General features: G+C 68.4%; 18 protein-coding genes. 12 read left to right on the top strand and 6 right to left on the bottom strand.

The window, feature by feature from the left end:
• Positions 1 to 44 precede the first annotated feature (44 nt).
• From ACFY5A_RS16450 to clpX, 8 genes are all read left to right on the top strand, one after another.
• Positions 45 to 539: a tetratricopeptide repeat protein gene (locus ACFY5A_RS16450; protein ID WP_387235647.1), complete on the top strand. Its 495-nt coding sequence runs from the start codon at positions 45 to 47 to the stop codon at positions 537 to 539.
• A gap of 82 nt (positions 540 to 621) precedes the next feature.
• Positions 622 to 1218: an ATP-dependent Clp protease proteolytic subunit gene (locus ACFY5A_RS16445; RefSeq protein WP_105674431.1), complete on the top strand. Its 597-nt coding sequence runs from the start codon at positions 622 to 624 to the stop codon at positions 1216 to 1218.
• 20 nt (positions 1219 to 1238) lie between these two features.
• On the top strand, positions 1239 to 1880 hold the full coding sequence (locus tag ACFY5A_RS16440) for an ATP-dependent Clp protease proteolytic subunit (protein WP_105674433.1): 642 nt from the start codon (positions 1239 to 1241) through the stop codon (positions 1878 to 1880).
• A gap of 141 nt (positions 1881 to 2021) precedes the next feature.
• Positions 2022 to 2957, top strand: a complete 936-nt coding sequence (locus ACFY5A_RS16435) for a sugar-binding transcriptional regulator (protein WP_105674435.1) — start codon at positions 2022 to 2024, stop codon at positions 2955 to 2957.
• Positions 2954 to 3955, top strand: coding sequence for a deoxyribose-phosphate aldolase (gene deoC, locus ACFY5A_RS16430; RefSeq protein ID WP_341941918.1), 1002 nt, complete (start codon positions 2954 to 2956; stop codon positions 3953 to 3955). The genes ACFY5A_RS16435 and deoC overlap by 4 nt, the downstream gene beginning before the upstream one ends.
• Before the next feature lie 12 nt (positions 3956 to 3967).
• On the top strand, positions 3968 to 5410 hold the full coding sequence (locus ACFY5A_RS16425; protein ID WP_341941919.1) for an aldehyde dehydrogenase family protein: 1443 nt from the start codon (positions 3968 to 3970) through the stop codon (positions 5408 to 5410).
• Complete coding sequence (locus ACFY5A_RS16420; protein WP_387235642.1) at positions 5407 to 6258, top strand: aldehyde dehydrogenase family protein; 852 nt, start codon at positions 5407 to 5409, stop codon at positions 6256 to 6258. The genes ACFY5A_RS16425 and ACFY5A_RS16420 overlap by 4 nt, the downstream gene beginning before the upstream one ends.
• Before the next feature lie 197 nt (positions 6259 to 6455).
• A complete protein-coding gene (gene clpX, locus ACFY5A_RS16415; RefSeq protein WP_105674442.1) occupies positions 6456 to 7724 on the top strand; it encodes an ATP-dependent Clp protease ATP-binding subunit ClpX in 1269 nt (422 codons plus the stop codon).
• Positions 7725 to 7776: 52 nt separating this feature from the next.
• On the opposite strand, the gene ACFY5A_RS16410 is transcribed toward clpX, so the two are convergent.
• Genes ACFY5A_RS16410 through ACFY5A_RS16395 form a run of 4 tightly spaced genes read right to left on the bottom strand, consistent with a single transcriptional unit; the run spans position 7777 to position 11837 of the window.
• Positions 7777 to 8271: a GyrI-like domain-containing protein gene (locus tag ACFY5A_RS16410; protein ID WP_387235638.1), complete on the bottom strand. Its 495-nt coding sequence runs from the start codon at positions 8269 to 8271 to the stop codon at positions 7777 to 7779.
• Positions 8268 to 8888, bottom strand: a complete 621-nt coding sequence (locus ACFY5A_RS16405) for a class I SAM-dependent methyltransferase (protein WP_387235635.1) — start codon at positions 8886 to 8888, stop codon at positions 8268 to 8270. The genes ACFY5A_RS16410 and ACFY5A_RS16405 overlap by 4 nt, the downstream gene beginning before the upstream one ends.
• The gene (locus ACFY5A_RS16400; RefSeq protein WP_387235632.1) at positions 8881 to 10932 is read right to left on the bottom strand and encodes a M3 family metallopeptidase; all 2052 of its coding nucleotides are present in this window, start codon (positions 10930 to 10932) and stop codon (positions 8881 to 8883) included. Before ACFY5A_RS16400 ends, ACFY5A_RS16405 begins: the two co-directional genes overlap by 8 nt.
• The gene (locus ACFY5A_RS16395; protein WP_387235630.1) at positions 10929 to 11837 is read right to left on the bottom strand and encodes a LysR family transcriptional regulator; all 909 of its coding nucleotides are present in this window, start codon (positions 11835 to 11837) and stop codon (positions 10929 to 10931) included. The genes ACFY5A_RS16400 and ACFY5A_RS16395 overlap by 4 nt, the downstream gene beginning before the upstream one ends.
• An 81-nt stretch (positions 11838 to 11918) precedes the next feature.
• Here ACFY5A_RS16395 and tdh point away from each other — a divergent pair, with 81 nt between their 5' ends.
• From tdh to ACFY5A_RS16375, 4 genes are all read left to right on the top strand, one after another.
• The gene (gene tdh / locus ACFY5A_RS16390; RefSeq protein WP_341941925.1) at positions 11919 to 12962 is read left to right on the top strand and encodes an L-threonine 3-dehydrogenase; all 1044 of its coding nucleotides are present in this window, start codon (positions 11919 to 11921) and stop codon (positions 12960 to 12962) included.
• A gap of 16 nt (positions 12963 to 12978) precedes the next feature.
• Complete coding sequence (locus ACFY5A_RS16385; protein ID WP_387235626.1) at positions 12979 to 14157, top strand: glycine C-acetyltransferase; 1179 nt, start codon at positions 12979 to 12981, stop codon at positions 14155 to 14157.
• A 61-nt stretch (positions 14158 to 14218) separates the two neighbouring features.
• Positions 14219 to 14815, top strand: a complete 597-nt coding sequence (locus ACFY5A_RS16380; RefSeq protein ID WP_341941927.1) for a helix-turn-helix domain-containing protein — start codon at positions 14219 to 14221, stop codon at positions 14813 to 14815.
• Positions 14812 to 15030, top strand: a complete 219-nt coding sequence (locus ACFY5A_RS16375) for a hypothetical protein (RefSeq protein WP_105674455.1) — start codon at positions 14812 to 14814, stop codon at positions 15028 to 15030. The genes ACFY5A_RS16380 and ACFY5A_RS16375 overlap by 4 nt, the downstream gene beginning before the upstream one ends.
• Positions 15031 to 15145: 115 nt before the next feature.
• Here ACFY5A_RS16375 and ACFY5A_RS16370 read toward each other — a convergent pair whose 3' ends face one another.
• Complete coding sequence (locus ACFY5A_RS16370; protein WP_341941928.1) at positions 15146 to 15361, bottom strand: hypothetical protein; 216 nt, start codon at positions 15359 to 15361, stop codon at positions 15146 to 15148.
• The gene (gene valS / locus ACFY5A_RS16365; RefSeq protein WP_387235623.1) at positions 15361 to 17955 is read right to left on the bottom strand and encodes a valine--tRNA ligase; all 2595 of its coding nucleotides are present in this window, start codon (positions 17953 to 17955) and stop codon (positions 15361 to 15363) included. Before valS ends, ACFY5A_RS16370 begins: the two co-directional genes overlap by 1 nt.
• Between the last annotated feature and the right edge of the window lie 7 nt (positions 17956 to 17962).

The following is a 17962-nucleotide window of genomic DNA, read 5'->3' as shown; positions in this document are numbered from 1 at the left end:
ATGCTGCGGCATCCGCCCCTTTTTCATCACCGGAAGGACAGGGTATGAAGAGCTGGGACCAGCGGATCGACGACGTGTGGGATGACGCCTCGGGCGAGGAGGTCGGCGACGAGACCATCGCACGCATCGACGCACTCGCCGCGGAGCGCGGGGCGGACGATGCGCGAGCGGAGTTCGAGCGCGCGGGGGCGCGGGATTCGGCGGGACGTCCTGCCGAAGCCGTGGTGCTCTACCGTCGCGCGCTCGAGCTCGGCCTCGATGAGGAGCACCGCCCGCAGTGCGTGATCCAGCTGGCGAGCTCCCTGCGCAATCTCGGAGAGTACGACGATGCTCTCGCCGTGATCACGGCGGAGGAGGAGCGCTCGCCCGACGGACCGTATCGGGATGCCGTGGCGACCGTGCACGCGCTCATCCTCGCGAACGCGGGGCAGCCCGCACGGGGCCTCTCGGTGGCGCTGCTCGCCCTCGTTCCGCACCTGCCGCGCTACCACCGCTCCATGACCGCGTACGCCCACGAGATCGCCGACGCCGACACCTGATATGCCGACGGCGAACACGGCCTGAACGCCGCGTTGTCGCCGGTAGATTCGAAATCACTGAAACACGGAATCAGGAGCTGACATGGCTGCAGAACCCCTCCTCGCGACGAGCGTCTTCGACCGTCTGCTGAAGGACCGCATCATCTGGCTGGGGTCGGAGGTGCGCGACGAGAACGCCAACGAGATCTGTGCGAAGATCCTTCTTCTCGCGGCAGAGGACTCCGAGAAGGACATCTTCCTCTACGTCAACTCGCCCGGTGGCTCGATCACCGCGGGTATGGCGATCTACGACACGATGCAGTTCGTCCCGAACGACATCGTCACCGTCGGCATCGGAATGGCGGCGTCCATGGGGCAGCTGCTGCTGACCGCCGGCACCAAGGGCAAGCGGTACATCACCCCGAACGCCCGTGTGCTGCTGCACCAGCCGCACGGCGGCTTCGGCGGAACATCGAGCGACATCCAGACGCAGGCGCAGCTCATCACCTCGATGAAGAACCGCCTCGCGGAGATCACCGCGGCCCAGACCGGCAAGTCGGTCGAGCAGATCAACGCCGACGGCGACCGTGACCGCTGGTTCACGGCTCAGGAGGCGCTCGAGTACGGCTTCGTCGACCACATCCGCGAATCGGCTTCCGACGTCATCGGCGGCGGCGGCACCGAGCAGGACTCCAAGTAAGCGGAAAGAGAAGGAATCACATGTACACCCCCACCTTCCAGTCCGCTGGCAACCTCCCGTCCAGCCGCTACGTGCTCCCGCAGTTCGAGGAGCGCACGGCCTACGGCTTCAAGCGTCAGGACCCGTACAACAAGCTGTTCGAAGACCGCGTGATCTTCCTCGGCGTACAGGTCGACGACGCGTCCGCCGACGACGTGATGGCGCAGCTCCTCGTCCTGGAGAGCCAGGACTCCGAGCGCGACATCACGATGTACATCAACTCGCCCGGCGGATCCTTCACCGCGATGACGGCGATCTACGACACGATGCAGTATGTTGCGCCGCAGATCCAGACCGTCGTGCTCGGACAGGCGGCGTCCGCCGCGTCCGTGCTGCTCGCGGCCGGTGCCCCTGGCAAGCGTCTGGCTCTGCCGAACGCTCGTGTGCTGATCCACCAGCCGGCGATGGGCGAGGCGGGCCACGGTCAGGCTTCCGACATCGAGATCCAGGCGGCGGAGATCCTCCGCATGCGGACCTGGCTCGAGGAGACCATGGCTCACCACACCAACCGCACCGCCGAGCAGGTCAACCGCGACATCGACCGTGACAACATCCTCTCCGCCGAGCAGGCGAAGGAGTACGGCATCGTCGACCAGGTGCTCACCACGCGCAAGCGCGTCTGAGCTGCGCTCCACTCCGCAGAAGGACGCCGGTCATCAGACCGGCGTCCTTTTGCGCATCCACTCGCGCACCGGGTGCTCATATGAGCAAACGGGTGCACGAACGCAGATGACCCTCTATCCTGGTGAAGGAAGGAGGATGCCGTGGAAGAAGAGCTGGTCATGGTTCGCGTCGCCGAGCTGTACTACGACGAGGACAAGACTCAGGACGAGATCGGCGCCCTTCTCAAGATCTCCCGCTGGAAGGTCGGCCGCCTGCTCACGCAGGCTCGCGAGCGCGGCATCGTCCGCATCGAGATCGTGCATCCGCGCGCCCGCAGACTCGGCCTCGAACGCCAGCTCGTGGAGAAGCACGGCCTCGCCGCCGCCATCGTCGTGCCGGCGCCCGAAGGTGATGAGGGCACGCTCGAACGCGTCGCCCAGGCCGCAGCGGACTATCTCACCGCGATGCGTCCCGTTCCCCGCACGCTCGGGGTCAGCTGGGGCCGTACGCTCCGCGCGGTCGCCGAGGCGCTGCCCGACGGCTGGGCCACGGGAGTGACGGTCGTGCAGCTGAACGGGGGAGTGAGCCTCAACCGCCGTTCCGGTGGTGCCGCCGGTCTCGCGGTCACGATCGCCCAGCGGGCATCGGGACACGTGTCTCTGCTGCCGAGCCCGGCGATCCTGGAACGCGTCGAGACCAAGCAGGCGATCGAAGCCGATCGCACGGTCGCCGCGGTGCTCGAGGAGGCTGCGGAGGCGCAGGCCTTCCTCTTCACCGCCGGTCCCTGCGACGCGACATCCGCGCACGTCGAGAACGGCTACCTGACGGCATCCGATGTCGAGGAGCTGGCGCGCCGCGGAGCGGTCGGCGACGTCCTCGGCCGCTACATCGACGCCGACGGCAACATCGTCGACCCCCAGCTCGACGCCCGCACGGTGGGTGTCGAGCTCGACAGACTCCGCGCCGCCACGAGGGCGGTCTTCGTCGCCACGGGTGCGGCGAAGCATGACATCGCGCGCACGGTCGTCACCAGCGGCCTGTGCAGCGTGATCGTGACAGATGAGAACACAGCCAGAGCATTGTTGGAGGAACAGTGACGACCAAAGAACTCAGCCGCCGATCGGCGGTGGACGTGCTGGGCGGTGAGCCCGACGATGCGACGCTCCGGCGCTTCCTGCACGGACTCCCCGGTGTGGATGCGGTGGGCCTGGAACAGCGAGCGGCCGGACTCGGCACGCGATCGATCAAGACGACGTCGAAGGCCTGGGCGCTCGACACGATCATCAAACTGATCGACCTCACCACCCTGGAGGGCGCAGACACGCCCGGCAAGGTGCGCTCCCTCGTCGCGAAGGCGAAGAATCCGGATGCGGCAGACCCGACCACGCCGCGCGTCGCCGCGGTGTGCGTGTACGGCGACATGGTCGGCGACGCGGTCACCGCTCTCGGCGACCTGCACGGCGACCCCGACGACGGCCGCATCTCGGTCGCGGCGGTGGCCACGGCGTTCCCCAGCGGTCGCTCATCCCTCGCCATCAAGCTCGCAGACACGGCAGAGGCCGTCGCCGCGGGCGCCGATGAGATCGATATGGTGATCGACCGCGGGGCGTTCCTGTCGGGTCGCTACGGTCTGGTGTTCGACCAGATCGCCCAGGTGAAGGAGGCCTGCCGTCGCGAGGACGGCAGCTATGCCTCGCTCAAAGTGATCCTGGAGACGGGCGAGCTCAACACCTACGACAACATCAAGCGCGCCTCCTGGCTCGGCATCCTCGCGGGCGGCGACTTCATCAAGACCTCCACCGGCAAGGTGCAGCCCGCTGCGACCTTGCCGACCACGCTGCTCATGCTGGAGACCGTGCGCGACTGGCACCGCGGCACCGGCGAGAAGATCGGCGTCAAGCCGGCCGGCGGCATCCGCTCGTCGAAGGACGCGGTGAAGTACCTGGTGACCGTCGCCGAGACCGTCGGCGAGGAATGGCTGCAGCCGCACCTGTTCCGCTTCGGCGCATCGAGCCTCCTCAACGACGTGCTGCTGCAGCGTCAGAAGCTCGCCTCCGGCCACTACTCCGGCCCCGACTACGTCACGATCGACTGAGTGGAACCGAACATGTCATTTCTGGAATACGCCCCCGCGCCCGAGTCGAAGGCCGTCCTGAACCTCAGGGACAGCTACGGCCTGTTCATCGACGGTGAGTTCGTCGACGGATCGGGGAGGAGCTTCACGACCATCTCGCCGTCGGATGAGACCCGCATCGCGGAGATCGCCACCGCGAGCGACGAGGACGTCGACCGTGCCGTCGCCGCCGCACGTCGCGCCTACGACCGGACCTGGTCGAAGATGAGCGGGCGGGACCGCGGCAAGTACCTGTTCCGCATCGCACGTCTGGTGCAGGAGCGCGCCCGCGAGCTCGCGGTCGCCGAGAGCCTCGACAACGGCAAGCCGATCAAGGAGAGCCGCGATGTCGACGTTCCTCTCGTCGCATCCTGGTTCTTCTACTACGCCGGCTGGGCCGACAAGCTCGACTACGCCGGGCTCGGCGCCAACCCGCGCGCGCTCGGCGTCGCAGGCCAGGTCATCCCGTGGAACTTCCCGCTGCTCATGCTCGCGTGGAAGCTCGCCCCTGCGCTGGCTGCGGGGAACACGGTCGTGCTCAAGCCCGCCGAGACCACGCCCCTCACGGCGCTGATCTTCGCGGAGATCCTGCAGCAGGCCGACCTCCCCGCCGGTGTGGTGAACATCATCACCGGAGCCGGTGCGACCGGCGCGGCGCTCGTCCGTCACCCCGACGTCGACAAGGTCGCGTTCACCGGCTCCACCGGAGTCGGTCGCGACATCGCCAAGGCCGTCGCGGGAACCGGCAAGAAGCTCACGCTCGAACTCGGCGGCAAGGCGGCGAACATCGTGTTCGACGATGCGCCGATCGACCAGGCCGTCGAGGGCATCGTCAACGGGATCTTCTTCAACCAGGGGCACGTCTGCTGCGCGGGCAGCCGGCTGCTCGTGCAGGAGTCGATCCACGACGAGGTCATCGACAGGCTCAAGAACCGCCTGTCGACGCTGCGCCTGGGCGACCCGCTCGACAAGAACACCGACATCGGCGCGATCAACTCCGCCGCTCAGCTGGCCCGCATCCGCGAGCTCAGCGACATCGGAGAGGCCGAGGGTGCCGAGCGCTGGACCGCGGACTGCGTGATCCCCGAGAAGGGCTTCTGGTTCGCTCCCACGATCTTCACCGGCGTCGAGGCGTCGCACCGGATCGCCCGCGACGAGGTGTTCGGACCAGTGCTCTCGGTGCTCACCTTCCGCACCCCGGCGGAAGCGATCGCCAAGGCCAACAACACCCCCTACGGCCTGTCCGCGGGAATCTGGTCGGACAAGGGGTCGCGCATCCTCGCCGTCGCAGACCGTCTGCGCGCCGGCGTGATCTGGGCCAACACCTTCAACCGCTTCGACCCGTCCAGCCCGTTCGGCGGCTACAAGGAGTCCGGATACGGCCGCGAAGGCGGACGTCAGGGTCTGACCGCCTACCTCCAGGGAGCAGCATCATGAGCAAGCGACTCACCGTGCCCAAGACCTACAAGCTCGCCATCGGCGGAGCGTTCCCGCGGAGCGAGTCCGGACGCACCTACGAGGTGCTCTCCGCGAAGGGGGCGTTCCTCGCGAACGCGGCCAAGGGGTCGCGCAAGGACGCTCGGGATGCCGTCGTCGCCGCGCGCGCCGCGGTGAAGAGCTGGTCCGGTGCGACCGCCTACAACCGCGGTCAGGTGCTCTACCGTGTCGCGGAGGTCCTGGAGGGACGCCGTGCGCAGTTCGTCGACGAGATCGTCGCCCAGGAGGGCGTGTCCGCCGCCGTCGCGGGTGCACAGGTCGATGAAGCCATCGACCTCTGGGTCTGGTACGCGGGCTGGTGCGACAAGTACGCGCAGGTCGCAGGCAACGCGAACCCGGTCGCCGGCCCGTACTTCAACATCTCGGTGCCGGAGCCGACCGGCGTCGTCGCGATCGTCGCGCCGCAGGACTCCGCTCTTCTCGGCCTGGTGTCGGTCGTCGCGCCGGCGCTCGTCGCGGGCAACACGGTCGTCGTGATCGCCAGCGAACGGCATCCGCTCTCCGCGATCAGCCTGGCCGAGGTCCTCGCGACCAGCGACGTGCCAGGGGGCGTCGTGAACGTCCTCACCGGCTCGCCGGCCGAGATCGCGCCGTGGCTCGCCTCCCACCAGGATGTGAACGCACTCGACCTCGCCGGAGCCGGTGACCTGGACTGGGTCGACATGCAGATCGCCGCGGCCGAGACCCTCAAGCGGGTTCTCGCCCCCGGCGCCGTCTCGGCCTCTCCCGAGCGCATCGGGGCCTTCACCGAGGTGAAGACCGTCTGGCACACGAAGAGCATGGTCTGACCCCGCCGAAGCGCTTCGCCGACGCCCCAGCTGACCGTCCACGCCCCACCGGGCCGACGTCGGTCAGGTGGGGCGTCGTCGTTCGGCGGGAGGCGTCGATGCGTGCAGGGGATAATCGTGACCGCGCCAATGCGTCCCGGTGTCCGGTGCAGAGGTTAGGCTCGGATGACGATCTCGGCATCCTGAGGAGGACGCGCATGGCCCGTATCGGTGAAAGCGCTGACCTGTTCAAGTGCTCGTTCTGCGGAAAGAGCCAGAAGCAGGTGCAGCAGCTCATCGCTGGCCCCGGTGTGTACATCTGCGACGAGTGCGTCGAGCTGTGCAACGAGATCATCGAGGAGCGGATGGCGGAGTCCGCCGCCACAGGCACCGCCGACTTCGATCTGCCCAAGCCGCGCGAGATCTTCTCCTTCCTCGAGGAGTACGTGGTCGGGCAGGAGCCCGCGAAGAAGGCCCTCGCCGTCGCGGTCTACAACCACTACAAGCGCATCCGCGCGCACGGCACGCTTCAGACCGCCGAGCAGAAGGCCGAGAGCGTCGAGATCGCCAAGAGCAACATCCTGCTCATCGGCCCGACCGGCTGCGGCAAGACCTATCTCGCGCAGACGCTCGCGAAGCGCCTCAACGTCCCCTTCGCCGTCGCCGATGCGACGGCGCTGACCGAGGCAGGGTACGTCGGAGAAGACGTCGAGAACATCCTGCTCAAGCTCATCCAGGCAGCGGACTACGACGTCAAGCGCGCAGAGACCGGCATCATCTACATCGACGAGGTCGACAAGATCGCCCGCAAGGCCGAGAACCCGTCGATCACGCGCGACGTCTCGGGTGAGGGCGTGCAGCAGGCCCTGCTGAAGATCATCGAGGGCACGGTCGCATCGGTGCCGCCGCAGGGCGGTCGCAAGCACCCGCACCAGGAGTTCCTGCAGATCGACACCTCGAACGTGCTGTTCATCGTCGCCGGCGCCTTCGCAGGCCTGGAGGACATCGTCTCGGCGCGCGTCGGCAAGCACGGCATCGGCTTCGGTGCTCCGCTGCACGACAAGGGCAAGGATCTCGATCTGTTCAGCGAGGTCCTGCCCGAGGACCTGCACAAGTTCGGCCTCATCCCCGAGTTCATCGGCCGTCTTCCCGTGGTGACCTCGGTGTCGCCGCTCGACCAGAGCGCGCTGATCGACATCCTCACCGGTCCGCGCAACGCGCTGGTCAAGCAGTACCAGCGCATGTTCGAGATCGACGGGGTGCAGCTCGAGTTCGAGGAGGACGCGCTCCGCTCGATCGCCGACCTCGCCGTCGAGCGCAAGACCGGCGCTCGTGGTCTCCGTGCCATCCTCGAAGACGTGCTCGGACCGATCATGTTCGAGATCCCCTCGGCCGAAGACGTCGCCAAGGTCATCGTGACCCGCGCTGCGGTCGACGAGGGCGCCCCGCCCACCATCGTGATGGAGCGCAAGCGCAAGAGCGCCTGAGCGTCGAGGCGGTCTCGCCTCGACGGGAGCGTTCGTGCCCTCGTCGTGCTCGTCAGGCGACGGGCAGGATGAGATCCGTGCGCAAGGCGTCGGTCGCCGTGGACGGGTCGGAGACGTACACCTCGATCCAGATGCCCCTCGGATCGAGTCCCTCGGCGCGGGCTCGGTCGGACAGGCCCATCCAGCCGGCGCCGAGCTCGTCGTACGACCCCAGGACGGTCGTCGCGGCCGCCGGACCCGCCGGGAGAGCGGATGCCGTGACCTCGAGACCGTTCACGAGGATGGGCTGCTCGGGTGCGAGAACGAGAGGGAAGCCGAGCTCGAGGTCGAACACGCGCATCGGGTCGCCGTAGTACACGGCCACCGCGGGGCCCGCCGGCACCAGGGCGCCCGAGGTGAACAACGACCCCAGTGCCGAGTAGCCCGCGTCGAACACGTCGCGGAGATCCGAGATCGTGATGCCCTCGTGGCGGATCACCGCCAGAGCCACGGCATCCAGTTCGATGCGGTCTATCAGGCCGAACGGGGTCTCGGGGAAGGCGCTCATGGTCTCGACTCTGCCACGAACTCCGCGATCAGCACAGCGTCGGTCCCGTCGGTCCAGTTTCGGTGAGCGCGCAGTCCGAAGCCGTGCGGTGCGAGGGTGGCGGAGATCGCGGGGACGCTCGCGTACGGATCGTGGTCGCTGGGATATGTCCGATTGGTGGACGCCTTCGGGATGCCGCTCCTGTACTCCGAGGAGAAGGTCGCGGTGATGAGACGTCCGCCGGGACGGAGCACACGGTGCCACTCGTCGAGCGCGGCGGGCACGTCGGGGATGATGTGCAGCGCCGTCACGCAGATCGCGATGTCCATAGAGGCCGGTAGCAGGGGCAGCTGCGTCGCCTCCGCCGTGATCCATTCCGCAACCGGCAGCGCGCGCTCAGCCACAGCCAGCATGGACGACGAGATGTCGACCCCGATCAGTCGGATGCCGTCCGCCCGCTGCGCGAGCGCGCGGAGCACGAGCCCCGTGCCGGTGGCGATGTCGAGCACGGTCCGCGCGCCGTCGAGGTCGACGGCATCGGCGACATCTGCAGCCAGTGTCCGATGCATCGTGCTGTCGTCATAGTCCGCCGCGCGTCCGTCGAAGGCGCGGCGGATCAGTTCGATGCGATCAGACATCCAGCCCTCGCCGCTTCAGCAAAGGGGCGATCTCGGCATCGCGACCGCGGAAGTCACGGTACGCCTCCAGGGGATCCTTCGATCCGCCGACGCCGAGGAGTCGGTCGCGGAAGCGGTCGCCGTTCTCCCGTGTGAGACCGCCGTTCTCGCGGAACCAGTCGACCGTGTCGGCGTCGAGCACCTCGCTCCAGATGTACGAGTAGTAGCCGGCGCTGTATCCGCCGGAGAACACGTGCGCGAAGTACGTCGACGAGTAGCGCGTGGGGACCACCGGGTCGTTCAGGCCGATGTCGGCGAGGGCCGCCGCCTCGAACGCGGCGACGTCGTCGACGTCGGCATCCGCACCCACCCGATGCCACGCCTGATCCAGCCAGGCGGCGGCGAGGTACTCGCTGGTGGCGTGTCCCTGGTCGAAGGTCTCCGTGGCGCGGAGCCGGTCGATGATCGCCGGGTCGAGCGGCTCGCCGGTCTCGTGGTGCCGTGCGTAGTTGTCGAGGACCTCCGGCCAGAGGATCCACATCTCGTTGACCTGGCTGGGGAACTCGACGAAGTCGCGGTACACGTTGGTCCCGGAGAAATGGGGGTAGGTCACGACGGCGAACAGCCCGTGCAGTGCATGCCCGAACTCGTGGAACAGCGTCGTCACCTCATCGAGCGTCAGCAGAGTCGGCTCGCCGTCTCCCGGCTCCGGCACGTTGAGATTGTTGACGACGACCGGGGCGGTGCCGCGCAGACGCGATTGGCTGACGATGGGGTTCATCCACGCTCCACCGCGCTTCGAGTCGCGCGTGTAGAGGTCGAGGACGTACAGCCCGAGCGCGCTGCCGTCGGCGTTGAAGACCTCGAACACCCGCGCACCGGGGTGGTACGCCGTCAGATCGGGCCGCTCCTGGAACGTCACCCCGTACAGCCGCGTGGCGGCGAAGAACACCCCGTCCTGCAGGACCCGCTCCGCCTCGAACCACGGACGAAGCGCGCTGGTGTCGATGTCGTAGGTCGCCGCTCGCACCCGCTCGGTGTAGAACGCCCAGTCGTGCGCCTCGATCGCGAACGGCTCCGGCTCGGTCCCGTCGACGATGGCCTGCAGCGCCGCTCGCTCCGCGCGAGCATTGCGGGCCGACGGCGCAGCGAGCGCGCGCAGCATCCGTTCGACGGCATCGGGGGTCTTCGCCGTCTCGTCCGCGGTGACGTACGCGGCGTGGGACTCGTACCCGAGCAGTGCGGCGCGTTCGGCACGGAGACGCACGATCTCGCGCAGCACGGGGCGGTTGTCGTCGGCGTTGTCGCGCGATGCCCGGCTGCGCGACGCGTCCATGATGCGACGACGGGCGTCGCGATCGCGCAGCTGTGCGAGGTACGGATGCCCGGTGAAGAGGGGGAGGGACACGAGGAGCTTCCCGTCGAGGCCGCGGCTCTGGGCAGCCCGTGCGGCGGCGGAGAGCTCTCCTGCGCTGAGCCCGTCGAGCTCGGACGCGGAGTCGAAGACCACCGCGAGGTCGTTCGTGTCGTTGAGGAGGTTCCGCTCGAACGTGTTGCTCAGGGTGGACAGCTGCTGATTGAGGAGCGTGAGATGCGCCTTGGCCTCGTCGTCGAGCGCCGCCCCGGCGTGGGTCATCTCGCGGAACCGCCGTTCGAGCAGGTAGCCCTGCTCGGCGTCCAAGTCGAGGGAGTCCCGCTGCTCGTGCACGAGCCTGACGCGCCAGTACAGGGCGCCGTCGAGGGTGATGGCGTCGGTGTGCGCGGCCATCAGCGGAGCGAGCTGTTCGTCGACGGCCTGGATCTCGGGCGTCGCATCCGCTGAGCTCACCGTGTAGAACGCGTGGGCGACCCTGTCGAGGAGTTCCCCGGAGCGCTCCAGCGCCTCGATCGTGTTCTCGAACGTCGGCATGGATCTGACCATCGTGATCCGCGCGACCTCGCCCAGCTGCTCGGCGAACGCCGCCCGGAACGCGGGCAGATAGTGCTCTGGCCTGATGCGGGCGTAGTCGGGGAGGCCGTAGGGGAGCGAAGACGGCTGCAGCAGCGGGTTGGAGGCGTCGGTCATTCCTTGAGCCTAGCCATGACCCGTTCGAGCGCCTCCACGACGATCCGCACCGAGCGCCGGCGCAGGTTCTCCGGACGTGCGAGCACGTCGATGAGTCGGTGCGTGCTCACTCCGAGGAGAGGGAGTCGCACGATGTCCCGGTCGTCGACGCTGCGCGACGTGTAGCGCGGCAGCATCCCCAACACGTCGCCGGCGGCGACGACCGCGGAGACCGCGCCGTAGTCGTTGATGCGATGCCTGATCTCGAGCGCGCGCCCCGCGACGGCGGAGACGGCCCGCAGCACGTCATCGGGGGAGTAGCCGATGCGGCTGGTCACCCACGGCTGCCCCACGACGTCGTCTGGGGTCAGGGAGACGCGGGCTGCGAGGGGGTGGGATGCCGCGACCGCGACGTCGAGGGGCTCGCTGACGAGCGTGAGGCTGCGGATGCCGGCTTTCGGCCAGGGCTCGGAGTGCTCCATGCGGTGAGCGAGCACGAGGTCGTAGCGCGCCGTGAGCGCGGGGAAGTCGCTCTGAGCGACATCCTCATCGGTGAGCTGCACCGTCGGGGCGGCGTCGCTCTCGGACAGCTCGCGCACGAGGGATCCGAACAGGGCCTGACCAGCGCTGTGGAATCCGCTGATGGTGACGACGCCTGTCGGTTCGCTCTCGAACTCGTCCAAGGCGCTGCGTGCAGCGGCCATCGCGTCGATCGCCTCCGTGCCGGCCGCCGCGAGCACCTCTCCGGCCGGAGTGAGGGTGAGACGCCGGCCGTCTCTGCGAGTCAGCGGGGTGCGGACTCCCCGCTGCAGGGCGGAGAGGTGCTGGGATACGGCGGACGGTGTGACGTTCAAGGCTTCGGCCACGGCGGTGACGCTGCCGAGGGCTCCGAGTTCGCGCAGGATCTGCAGCTGGTGGAGTTCCATGCCGTCAGTTTAGTATTAGCTACATAGATGTTGCAGAAAGAGGCGATTGCTCTACAACGTCGTGTGCGGTGTGATCGAAGCATGAAGGCTTTGTTCAAGGCAGAACGCGCAGCAGGACTCGAACTGGTGGAGCGCCCCGATCCGGTGGCCGCGGCGGACGAGGTCGTCATCCGCGTGCTCCGCACCGGCATCTGCGGAACCGACCTGCACATCCGCCGCTGGGACGACTGGGCCGCGTCCGCGATCGACGCGCCGCTGATCCCCGGCCACGAGTTCTATGGCGAGGTCGTGGAGGTCGGTCCGCTCGTGCGCGACATCGCCGTCGGCGACCGCGTCTCCGGCGAGGGGCACATCGTGTGCGGAACCTGCCGCAACTGCCGCGCCGGCCGTCGGCAGATGTGCATCCGGACGATCGGCCTCGGACTCCAGCGCGACGGCGCCTTCGCCGAGTATCTCTCCCTACCGGCGACGAACGTCTGGGTGCACCACTCCGACGTGACGCCGGAGCTCGGGGCGATCTTCGATCCGCTCGGCAACGCGGTGCACACCGCCCTCACCTTCCCCCTCATCGGAGAGGACGTCCTCGTCACGGGATGCGGCCCGATCGGGCTGATGGCGATCGCCGTGGCACGCCATGCGGGCGCACGCTTCATCGTCGCCACGGACGTCAGCGCTCCTCGCCTCGCGATGGCGCGGCAGATGGGCGCCGACGAGGTGGTCGACGTGTCGAGGAGCGACATCCGCGACGCGCAGCGGGCGCTCGCGATGCGGGAGGGGTTCGACGTCGGCTTCGAGATGAGCGGCGCGGCCACTGCGCTGCCCGCGATGATCGACAACATGAACCACGGCGGCCGCATCGCGATGCTCGGTCTGCCGAGCGCCGGCTTCGACATCGACTGGGGCAAGCTCGTCACCCACATGCTCACGATCAAGGGCATCTACGGTCGCGAGATGTTCGAGACGTGGAACGCGATGGGTGCGATGCTGCAGAGCAGCGCGACCCTGCGCGAGTCGATCGGCCGCGTGATCGCGGAGGTGCTCCCCGCGCGCGACTGGGAGAAGGGTTTCGCCGCCGCGGAGTCGGCGGGAACGGGGAAGATCATCCTCGACTGGACGCAGCTGTAGAGCGAAGGAGTTTGCGATGTACGGGACATTCCAGAACCATGTGACGGCAGAGCTCAGCGGGATCGAGGAGGCGGGGCTCACCAAGCACGAGCGCGGCATCCGCGGACCGCAGAGCGCCGAGATCGTCGCCGACGGTGCAGAGGTGCTGAACTTCTGCGCGAACAACTACCTGGGCCTCGCCGACGACGCCCGCATCCTCGACGCCGCCAAGGGCGCTCTGGACGAGTGGGGGTACGGACTGGCGAGCGTGCGCTTCATCTGCGGCACGCAGGAGCAGCACCTCGAACTCGAACGTCGTCTCGCCGGATTCCTCGGCGCCGACGACGCCATCCTCTACTCCTCGTGCTTCGATGCGAACGGGGGAGTGTTCGAGACGCTGTTCGGCGCCGAGGATGCGATCATCTCGGACGAGCTCAACCACGCATCGATCATCGACGGCATCCGTCTCTCGAAGGCCCGCCGCCTGCGCTACCGCAACCGCGACATGGCCGACCTCGAAGAGCAGCTGAAGGCGGCCGCCGACGCGCGCTTCCGCGTCGTCGTCACGGACGGCGTCTTCTCGATGGACGGCTACATCGCTCCGCTGGCGGAGATCTGCGACCTCGCGGAGCGCTACGACGCCCTCGTCTTCGTCGACGACTCCCATGCCGTCGGCTTCGTGGGCGAGAACGGACGCGGCACCCCTGAGCTGTGCGGCGTCGCGGACAGAGTGGACATCTACACCGGCACGTTCGGCAAGGCGCTGGGCGGCGCGTCAGGGGGCTACGTCGCCTCGCACGCCGACATCGTCGCCCTGCTGCGTCAGCGCTCGCGCCCCTACCTCTTCTCGAACACCCTCGCGCCGGCGATCGTCGCGGGAACCCTCACGGCGCTCGACCTCGTCGAGGGGTCGGCCGATCTCCGTGCTCGGCTTCGGGAGAACGCCGCGCTGTTCCGCGAGCGGATGAGCGCGGAGGGCTTCGAGCTGCTGCCGGGGGAGCACCCCATCGTGCCGGTGATGTTCGGGGATGCCGCGCTGACCGCCCGCATCGCGAAGGAGATGCAGGCCAGGGGCGTCTACGTCACGGCGTTCAGCTTCCCGGTCGTCCCGCGGGGTCTTGCGCGGATCCGCGTGCAGCTCTCCGCTGCGCACACGCCGCAGCAGATCGAGCGCTGCGTGGCCGCATTCGTGGCGGCGCGGGCCGCCGTGAGCTGACCTCGACGAACTTGCAAAGAAAAGCTTGCAAAGAAGTCTTTGCAATAGTATCTTTGCATACATGACGAACCCCCCGAAGTCCCGCAGCCTCGACCCCGGTGCGCTGAAGGCGCTCGCTCATCCGCTGCGCGTGCGGATCTTCGACCTGCTCAGCGAGAGGGGGCCGCAGACGGCGAGCTCCCTCGCGGCTCTCGTCGGCGAGACGTCCGGTTCGATGAGCTATCACCTGCGGGCGCTGGCCGCGCACGACCTGATCCAAGAGGTCGAGGGGCGTGGCACGGCGCGTGAGCGCTGGTGGGAGAGGCCCAAGGGGCGCATCGATCTGCCGGGTCCCGACGACTCGATGACGCCGTCGAACCGCGCCTCCGCGCAGATCGTCACGGCCGAGTTCTTCCGCCTGCGTCACGAGGCGCTGATGGCGTACCTGAACCGCAACGAGTCCGCAATCCCGGAGGAATGGCGCGACGTCGGGATCATCATGACGACGTACCTCGACCTGACGGCGGCGCAGATGGAGGAGGTCAAGGCCGAGCTCAGCGCCGTCGTCGATCAGGTCGTCGACCGCTACCGCGGCCAGTCCGGCCCCGACGTCCGGCGCGTGACCCTGCGCGCTGAGCTCTTCGACCTGCCCACGACCACCAGTACGGAGGAATCATGACCAGCGCCGCTCTCCACCTCACCGCGCCGACGCAGGCCGAGCGCCGCCTCCTGCATCTGGCGGAGCACCTCACGGCCTACGTCGAACGCCGCATCGCCGCCAGGGCCGAGCGTCGGGAGATCGCGCTCGACCTGCTCCGCGAGCAGCAGGCCCGGAGACAGGATCCCCGCGCCGTCGAGCACCTCCTCGCCCAGGTCGGTCTTCCTCGGAGGTGACGGAGCCGCGTCGCCGAGAGACACGAAACGCTTCACCCGATGTCAGACATCAGGTGAAGCGTTTCGTCTCGTCGCTGCGCTCCTCGCTCGACGACCGAGCGGTGGCGAGCGGGTGTCAGTCCTCGAAAGGACGCGCCACGACGTCGCCGGACGCGGTCTGCAGCACTTCCCAGCCGGCGTCGAGCTCGGCGATCGCGCGGCCCTCGAGCCACGTGAGGGTCCAGTGGCCGCTTACATCGCGTGATTCGACCTCGGCGATGGCGGGGCGCAGCGCGGCGGGCACCGACGCCGGCGGCTCCGAACCCGTGGCCCACCGCGTGCCGAGCTGCATCACACGGCCTCGACGGGAGCGAGCTCGATCGCGGTGACCGCGAACTCGTCGCCGACGGCGAGCCCGAGCTCCGCGATGCGCCCCACGGCCGACAGGTCGGCGGCGGCGGCCTGAAGCGCCTCGTACTTCTCGGCGGGCGCGGTGATCATGGCGCTCGCGACGGGGGTCTTCTGCGACGCCTTCGCCTCGGTCTTCGCACGACGGATGCTGATCAGGGCCTCGCTGGCCACCGACAGCACCGCGGCGTCTCCCTCGATGCCCAGCGGCTCGGGCCAGGACGCCGTGTGCACGGAGCCCTCCTCGAACCAGGACCACACCTCTTCGGTCGCGAAGGAGAGGATCGGCGCGAGCAGTCGCAGCAGCGTCGACAGAGCAAGGCGCAGCGCGAGGGCCGCGGACGCCTGACCCACGTCGTTCTGGTTGTACGCGCGCTCCTTGACGAGCTCGAGGTAGTCGTCGCAGAAGGTCCAGAAGAAGGCCTCGGTGACTTCGAGGGCCTTGGCCTGATCGTAGTTCTCGTAGGCCCTCGTCGCCTCGGCGATGACGCCGTCGAGCGCCGTCAGCATGGATGCGTCCAGTGCGTGCGTGACCTGCGCGCCCTCCGGCACGGGGAAGGAGAGCACGAACTTCGCCGCGTTCAGCACCTTGATGGCGAGGCGGCGGCCGATCTTCACCTGCGTCGGGTTCTGCGGGTCGAAGGCGGCATCCATGCCCAGTCGGCTCGACGCGGACCAGTAGCGCACGGCATCCGATCCGTGCGTGTCGAGGATGTCGGCGGGCGTCACCACGTTGCCCTTGGACTTCGACATCTTCTTGCGGTCGGGGTCGACGATGAAGCCGCTGATCGCGGCGTTGCGCCACGGCGAGCGGCCGTCTTCGAGGGTCGAGCGCAGCATGGTCGAGAACAGCCAGGTGCGGATGATGTCCTGGCCCTGCGGGCGCAGGTCGAACGGCGCGGTGAGCTCCCAGAGCTCCTCATCGCGCTGCCAGCCGCCGGCGAGCTGCGGGGTGAGCGAGGACGTCGCCCAGGTGTCGAGGATGTCGGCCTCGGCGTCGAAACCACCGGGCACGCCGCGCTGCTCTGCGGTGTACCCCGCCGGCACGTCGGTGGTCGGGTCGATCGGAAGAGCGGAGTGGTCGGGCGTGAGCACGCGGTCGTAGTCGCGGTCGCCGTTCTCGTCGAGCGCGTACCACAGCGGGATCGGCACGCCGAAGAAGCGCTGGCGGGACACGAGCCAGTCGCCGGTGAGACCGCCGACCCAGTTCTCGTAGCGCACGCGCATGAAGTCCGGGTGCCAGGCGAGCTCGGCGCCGTGGCCGATGAGCGCATCGCGCAGCTCGGCGTCGCGGGCGCCGTTGCGGATGTACCACTGCCGGGTCGACACGATCTCGAGGGGGCGGTCGCCCTTCTCGAAGAACTTCACCGCGTGGTTGAAGGGCTTGCCGACCGCGGTCATCGCGCCGGTCTCCTGCAGCTTCTCCACGATGGCCTTGCGCGCGGAGAACACGGTCTTGCCCGCGAGCTCCTCGGCATACCACTGCTGCGCCGCCGCATCCGCCACCGAGGAGGGGGCGTCGGGGAGGAACCGGCCGTCGAGGCCGATGGTCGTCATGTTGGGCAGGTGATCGCCCGACACGGTGCGCAGCTCGCGCCACCACACGATGTCCGTCACGTCGCCGAAGGTGCAGACCATGGCCGCGCCGGTGCCCTTGTCGGCGAGCGCGAGGTGGTGGCCGTGGATCTCGATCTCGGCGCCGAAGAACGGCGTGGTCACCTTCGTGCCGATCAGGTGCTTGTGCGGTCCCTCCGGGTGCGTCACGATCGCGATGCACGCGGGGAGGAGCTCGGGACGGGTGGTCTCGATGGTGATCGAGCCGGAGCCGTCGGAGAACGGGAAGTCGATGGTGTGGTACGCGGCCTGCTGGTCGCGGTCCTCGAGCTCGGCCTGCGCGATCGCCGAGCGGAAGTCGATGTCCCAGAGCGTCGGCGCGAGAGCCTGGTAGGCCTCGCCGCGATCGATGTTGCGCAGGAAGGCGAGCTGGCTCTGCCGGATCGTGTCGTCGGAGATCGTCCGGTAGGTCTGGGTCCAGTCGACGCTGAGGCCGAGCTGGCGGAACAGCGCCTCGAAGTGCTTCTCGTCCTCGACCGTCAGCCGCTCGCACAGCTCGATGAAGTTGCGGCGGCTGATCGGCAGCTGGTCGGCAGCGCGCGAGGACTTGTTGTCTCCGCCCTCGAACGGCGGGGTGAAGTCGGGGTCGTAGGGGAGCGAGGGGTCGCAGCGCACCCCGTAGTAGTTCTGCACCCGACGCTCGGTGGGGAGGCCGTTGTCGTCCCAGCCCATGGGGTAGAACACGGTCTTGCCGCGCATGCGCTCGAACCGCGCCTTGATGTCGGTGTGCGTGTAGGAGAACACGTGCCCGATGTGCAGGGAGCCGGATGCCGTCGGCGGCGGGGTGTCGATCGAGTAGACGCCGTCACGGCCGGTCTGCGCGGCGCGGATGCGGTCGAACAGGTAGGTGCCCCGCTCCGCCCATGCGTCGTTCCACTTCGCTTCGAGACCTTCGAGTGCGGGCTTGTCGGGAATAGCGGACATGAGAGGT

Origin of the sequence: Microbacterium sp. NPDC012755, from assembly GCF_042901325.1 — a bacterium.
Lineage (GTDB): Bacteria > Actinomycetota > Actinomycetes > Actinomycetales > Microbacteriaceae > Microbacterium > Microbacterium natoriense.
This window is presented reverse-complemented; position numbering and strand designations above follow the sequence as displayed.

Coding starts and splice junctions, on each gene's coding strand:
- ACFY5A_RS16450 (WP_387235647.1), top strand. CDS start 45: ATGAAGAGCTGGGACCAGCGGATCGACGACGTGTGGGATGACGCCTCG.
- ACFY5A_RS16445 (WP_105674431.1), top strand. CDS start 622: ATGGCTGCAGAACCCCTCCTCGCGACGAGCGTCTTCGACCGTCTGCTG.
- ACFY5A_RS16440 (WP_105674433.1), top strand. CDS start 1,239: ATGTACACCCCCACCTTCCAGTCCGCTGGCAACCTCCCGTCCAGCCGC.
- ACFY5A_RS16425 (WP_341941919.1), top strand. CDS start 3,968: ATGTCATTTCTGGAATACGCCCCCGCGCCCGAGTCGAAGGCCGTCCTG.
- ACFY5A_RS16420 (WP_387235642.1), top strand. CDS start 5,407: ATGAGCAAGCGACTCACCGTGCCCAAGACCTACAAGCTCGCCATCGGC.
- clpX (WP_105674442.1), top strand. CDS start 6,456: ATGGCCCGTATCGGTGAAAGCGCTGACCTGTTCAAGTGCTCGTTCTGC.
- ACFY5A_RS16410 (WP_387235638.1), bottom strand. CDS start 8,271: ATGAGCGCCTTCCCCGAGACCCCGTTCGGCCTGATAGACCGCATCGAA.
- ACFY5A_RS16405 (WP_387235635.1), bottom strand. CDS start 8,888: ATGTCTGATCGCATCGAACTGATCCGCCGCGCCTTCGACGGACGCGCG.
- ACFY5A_RS16400 (WP_387235632.1), bottom strand. CDS start 10,932: ATGACCGACGCCTCCAACCCGCTGCTGCAGCCGTCTTCGCTCCCCTAC.
- ACFY5A_RS16395 (WP_387235630.1), bottom strand. CDS start 11,837: ATGGAACTCCACCAGCTGCAGATCCTGCGCGAACTCGGAGCCCTCGGC.
- tdh (WP_341941925.1), top strand. CDS start 11,919: ATGAAGGCTTTGTTCAAGGCAGAACGCGCAGCAGGACTCGAACTGGTG.
- ACFY5A_RS16385 (WP_387235626.1), top strand. CDS start 12,979: ATGTACGGGACATTCCAGAACCATGTGACGGCAGAGCTCAGCGGGATC.
- ACFY5A_RS16380 (WP_341941927.1), top strand. CDS start 14,219: ATGACGAACCCCCCGAAGTCCCGCAGCCTCGACCCCGGTGCGCTGAAG.
- ACFY5A_RS16375 (WP_105674455.1), top strand. CDS start 14,812: ATGACCAGCGCCGCTCTCCACCTCACCGCGCCGACGCAGGCCGAGCGC.
- ACFY5A_RS16370 (WP_341941928.1), bottom strand. CDS start 15,361: ATGCAGCTCGGCACGCGGTGGGCCACGGGTTCGGAGCCGCCGGCGTCG.
- valS (WP_387235623.1), bottom strand. CDS start 17,955: ATGTCCGCTATTCCCGACAAGCCCGCACTCGAAGGTCTCGAAGCGAAG.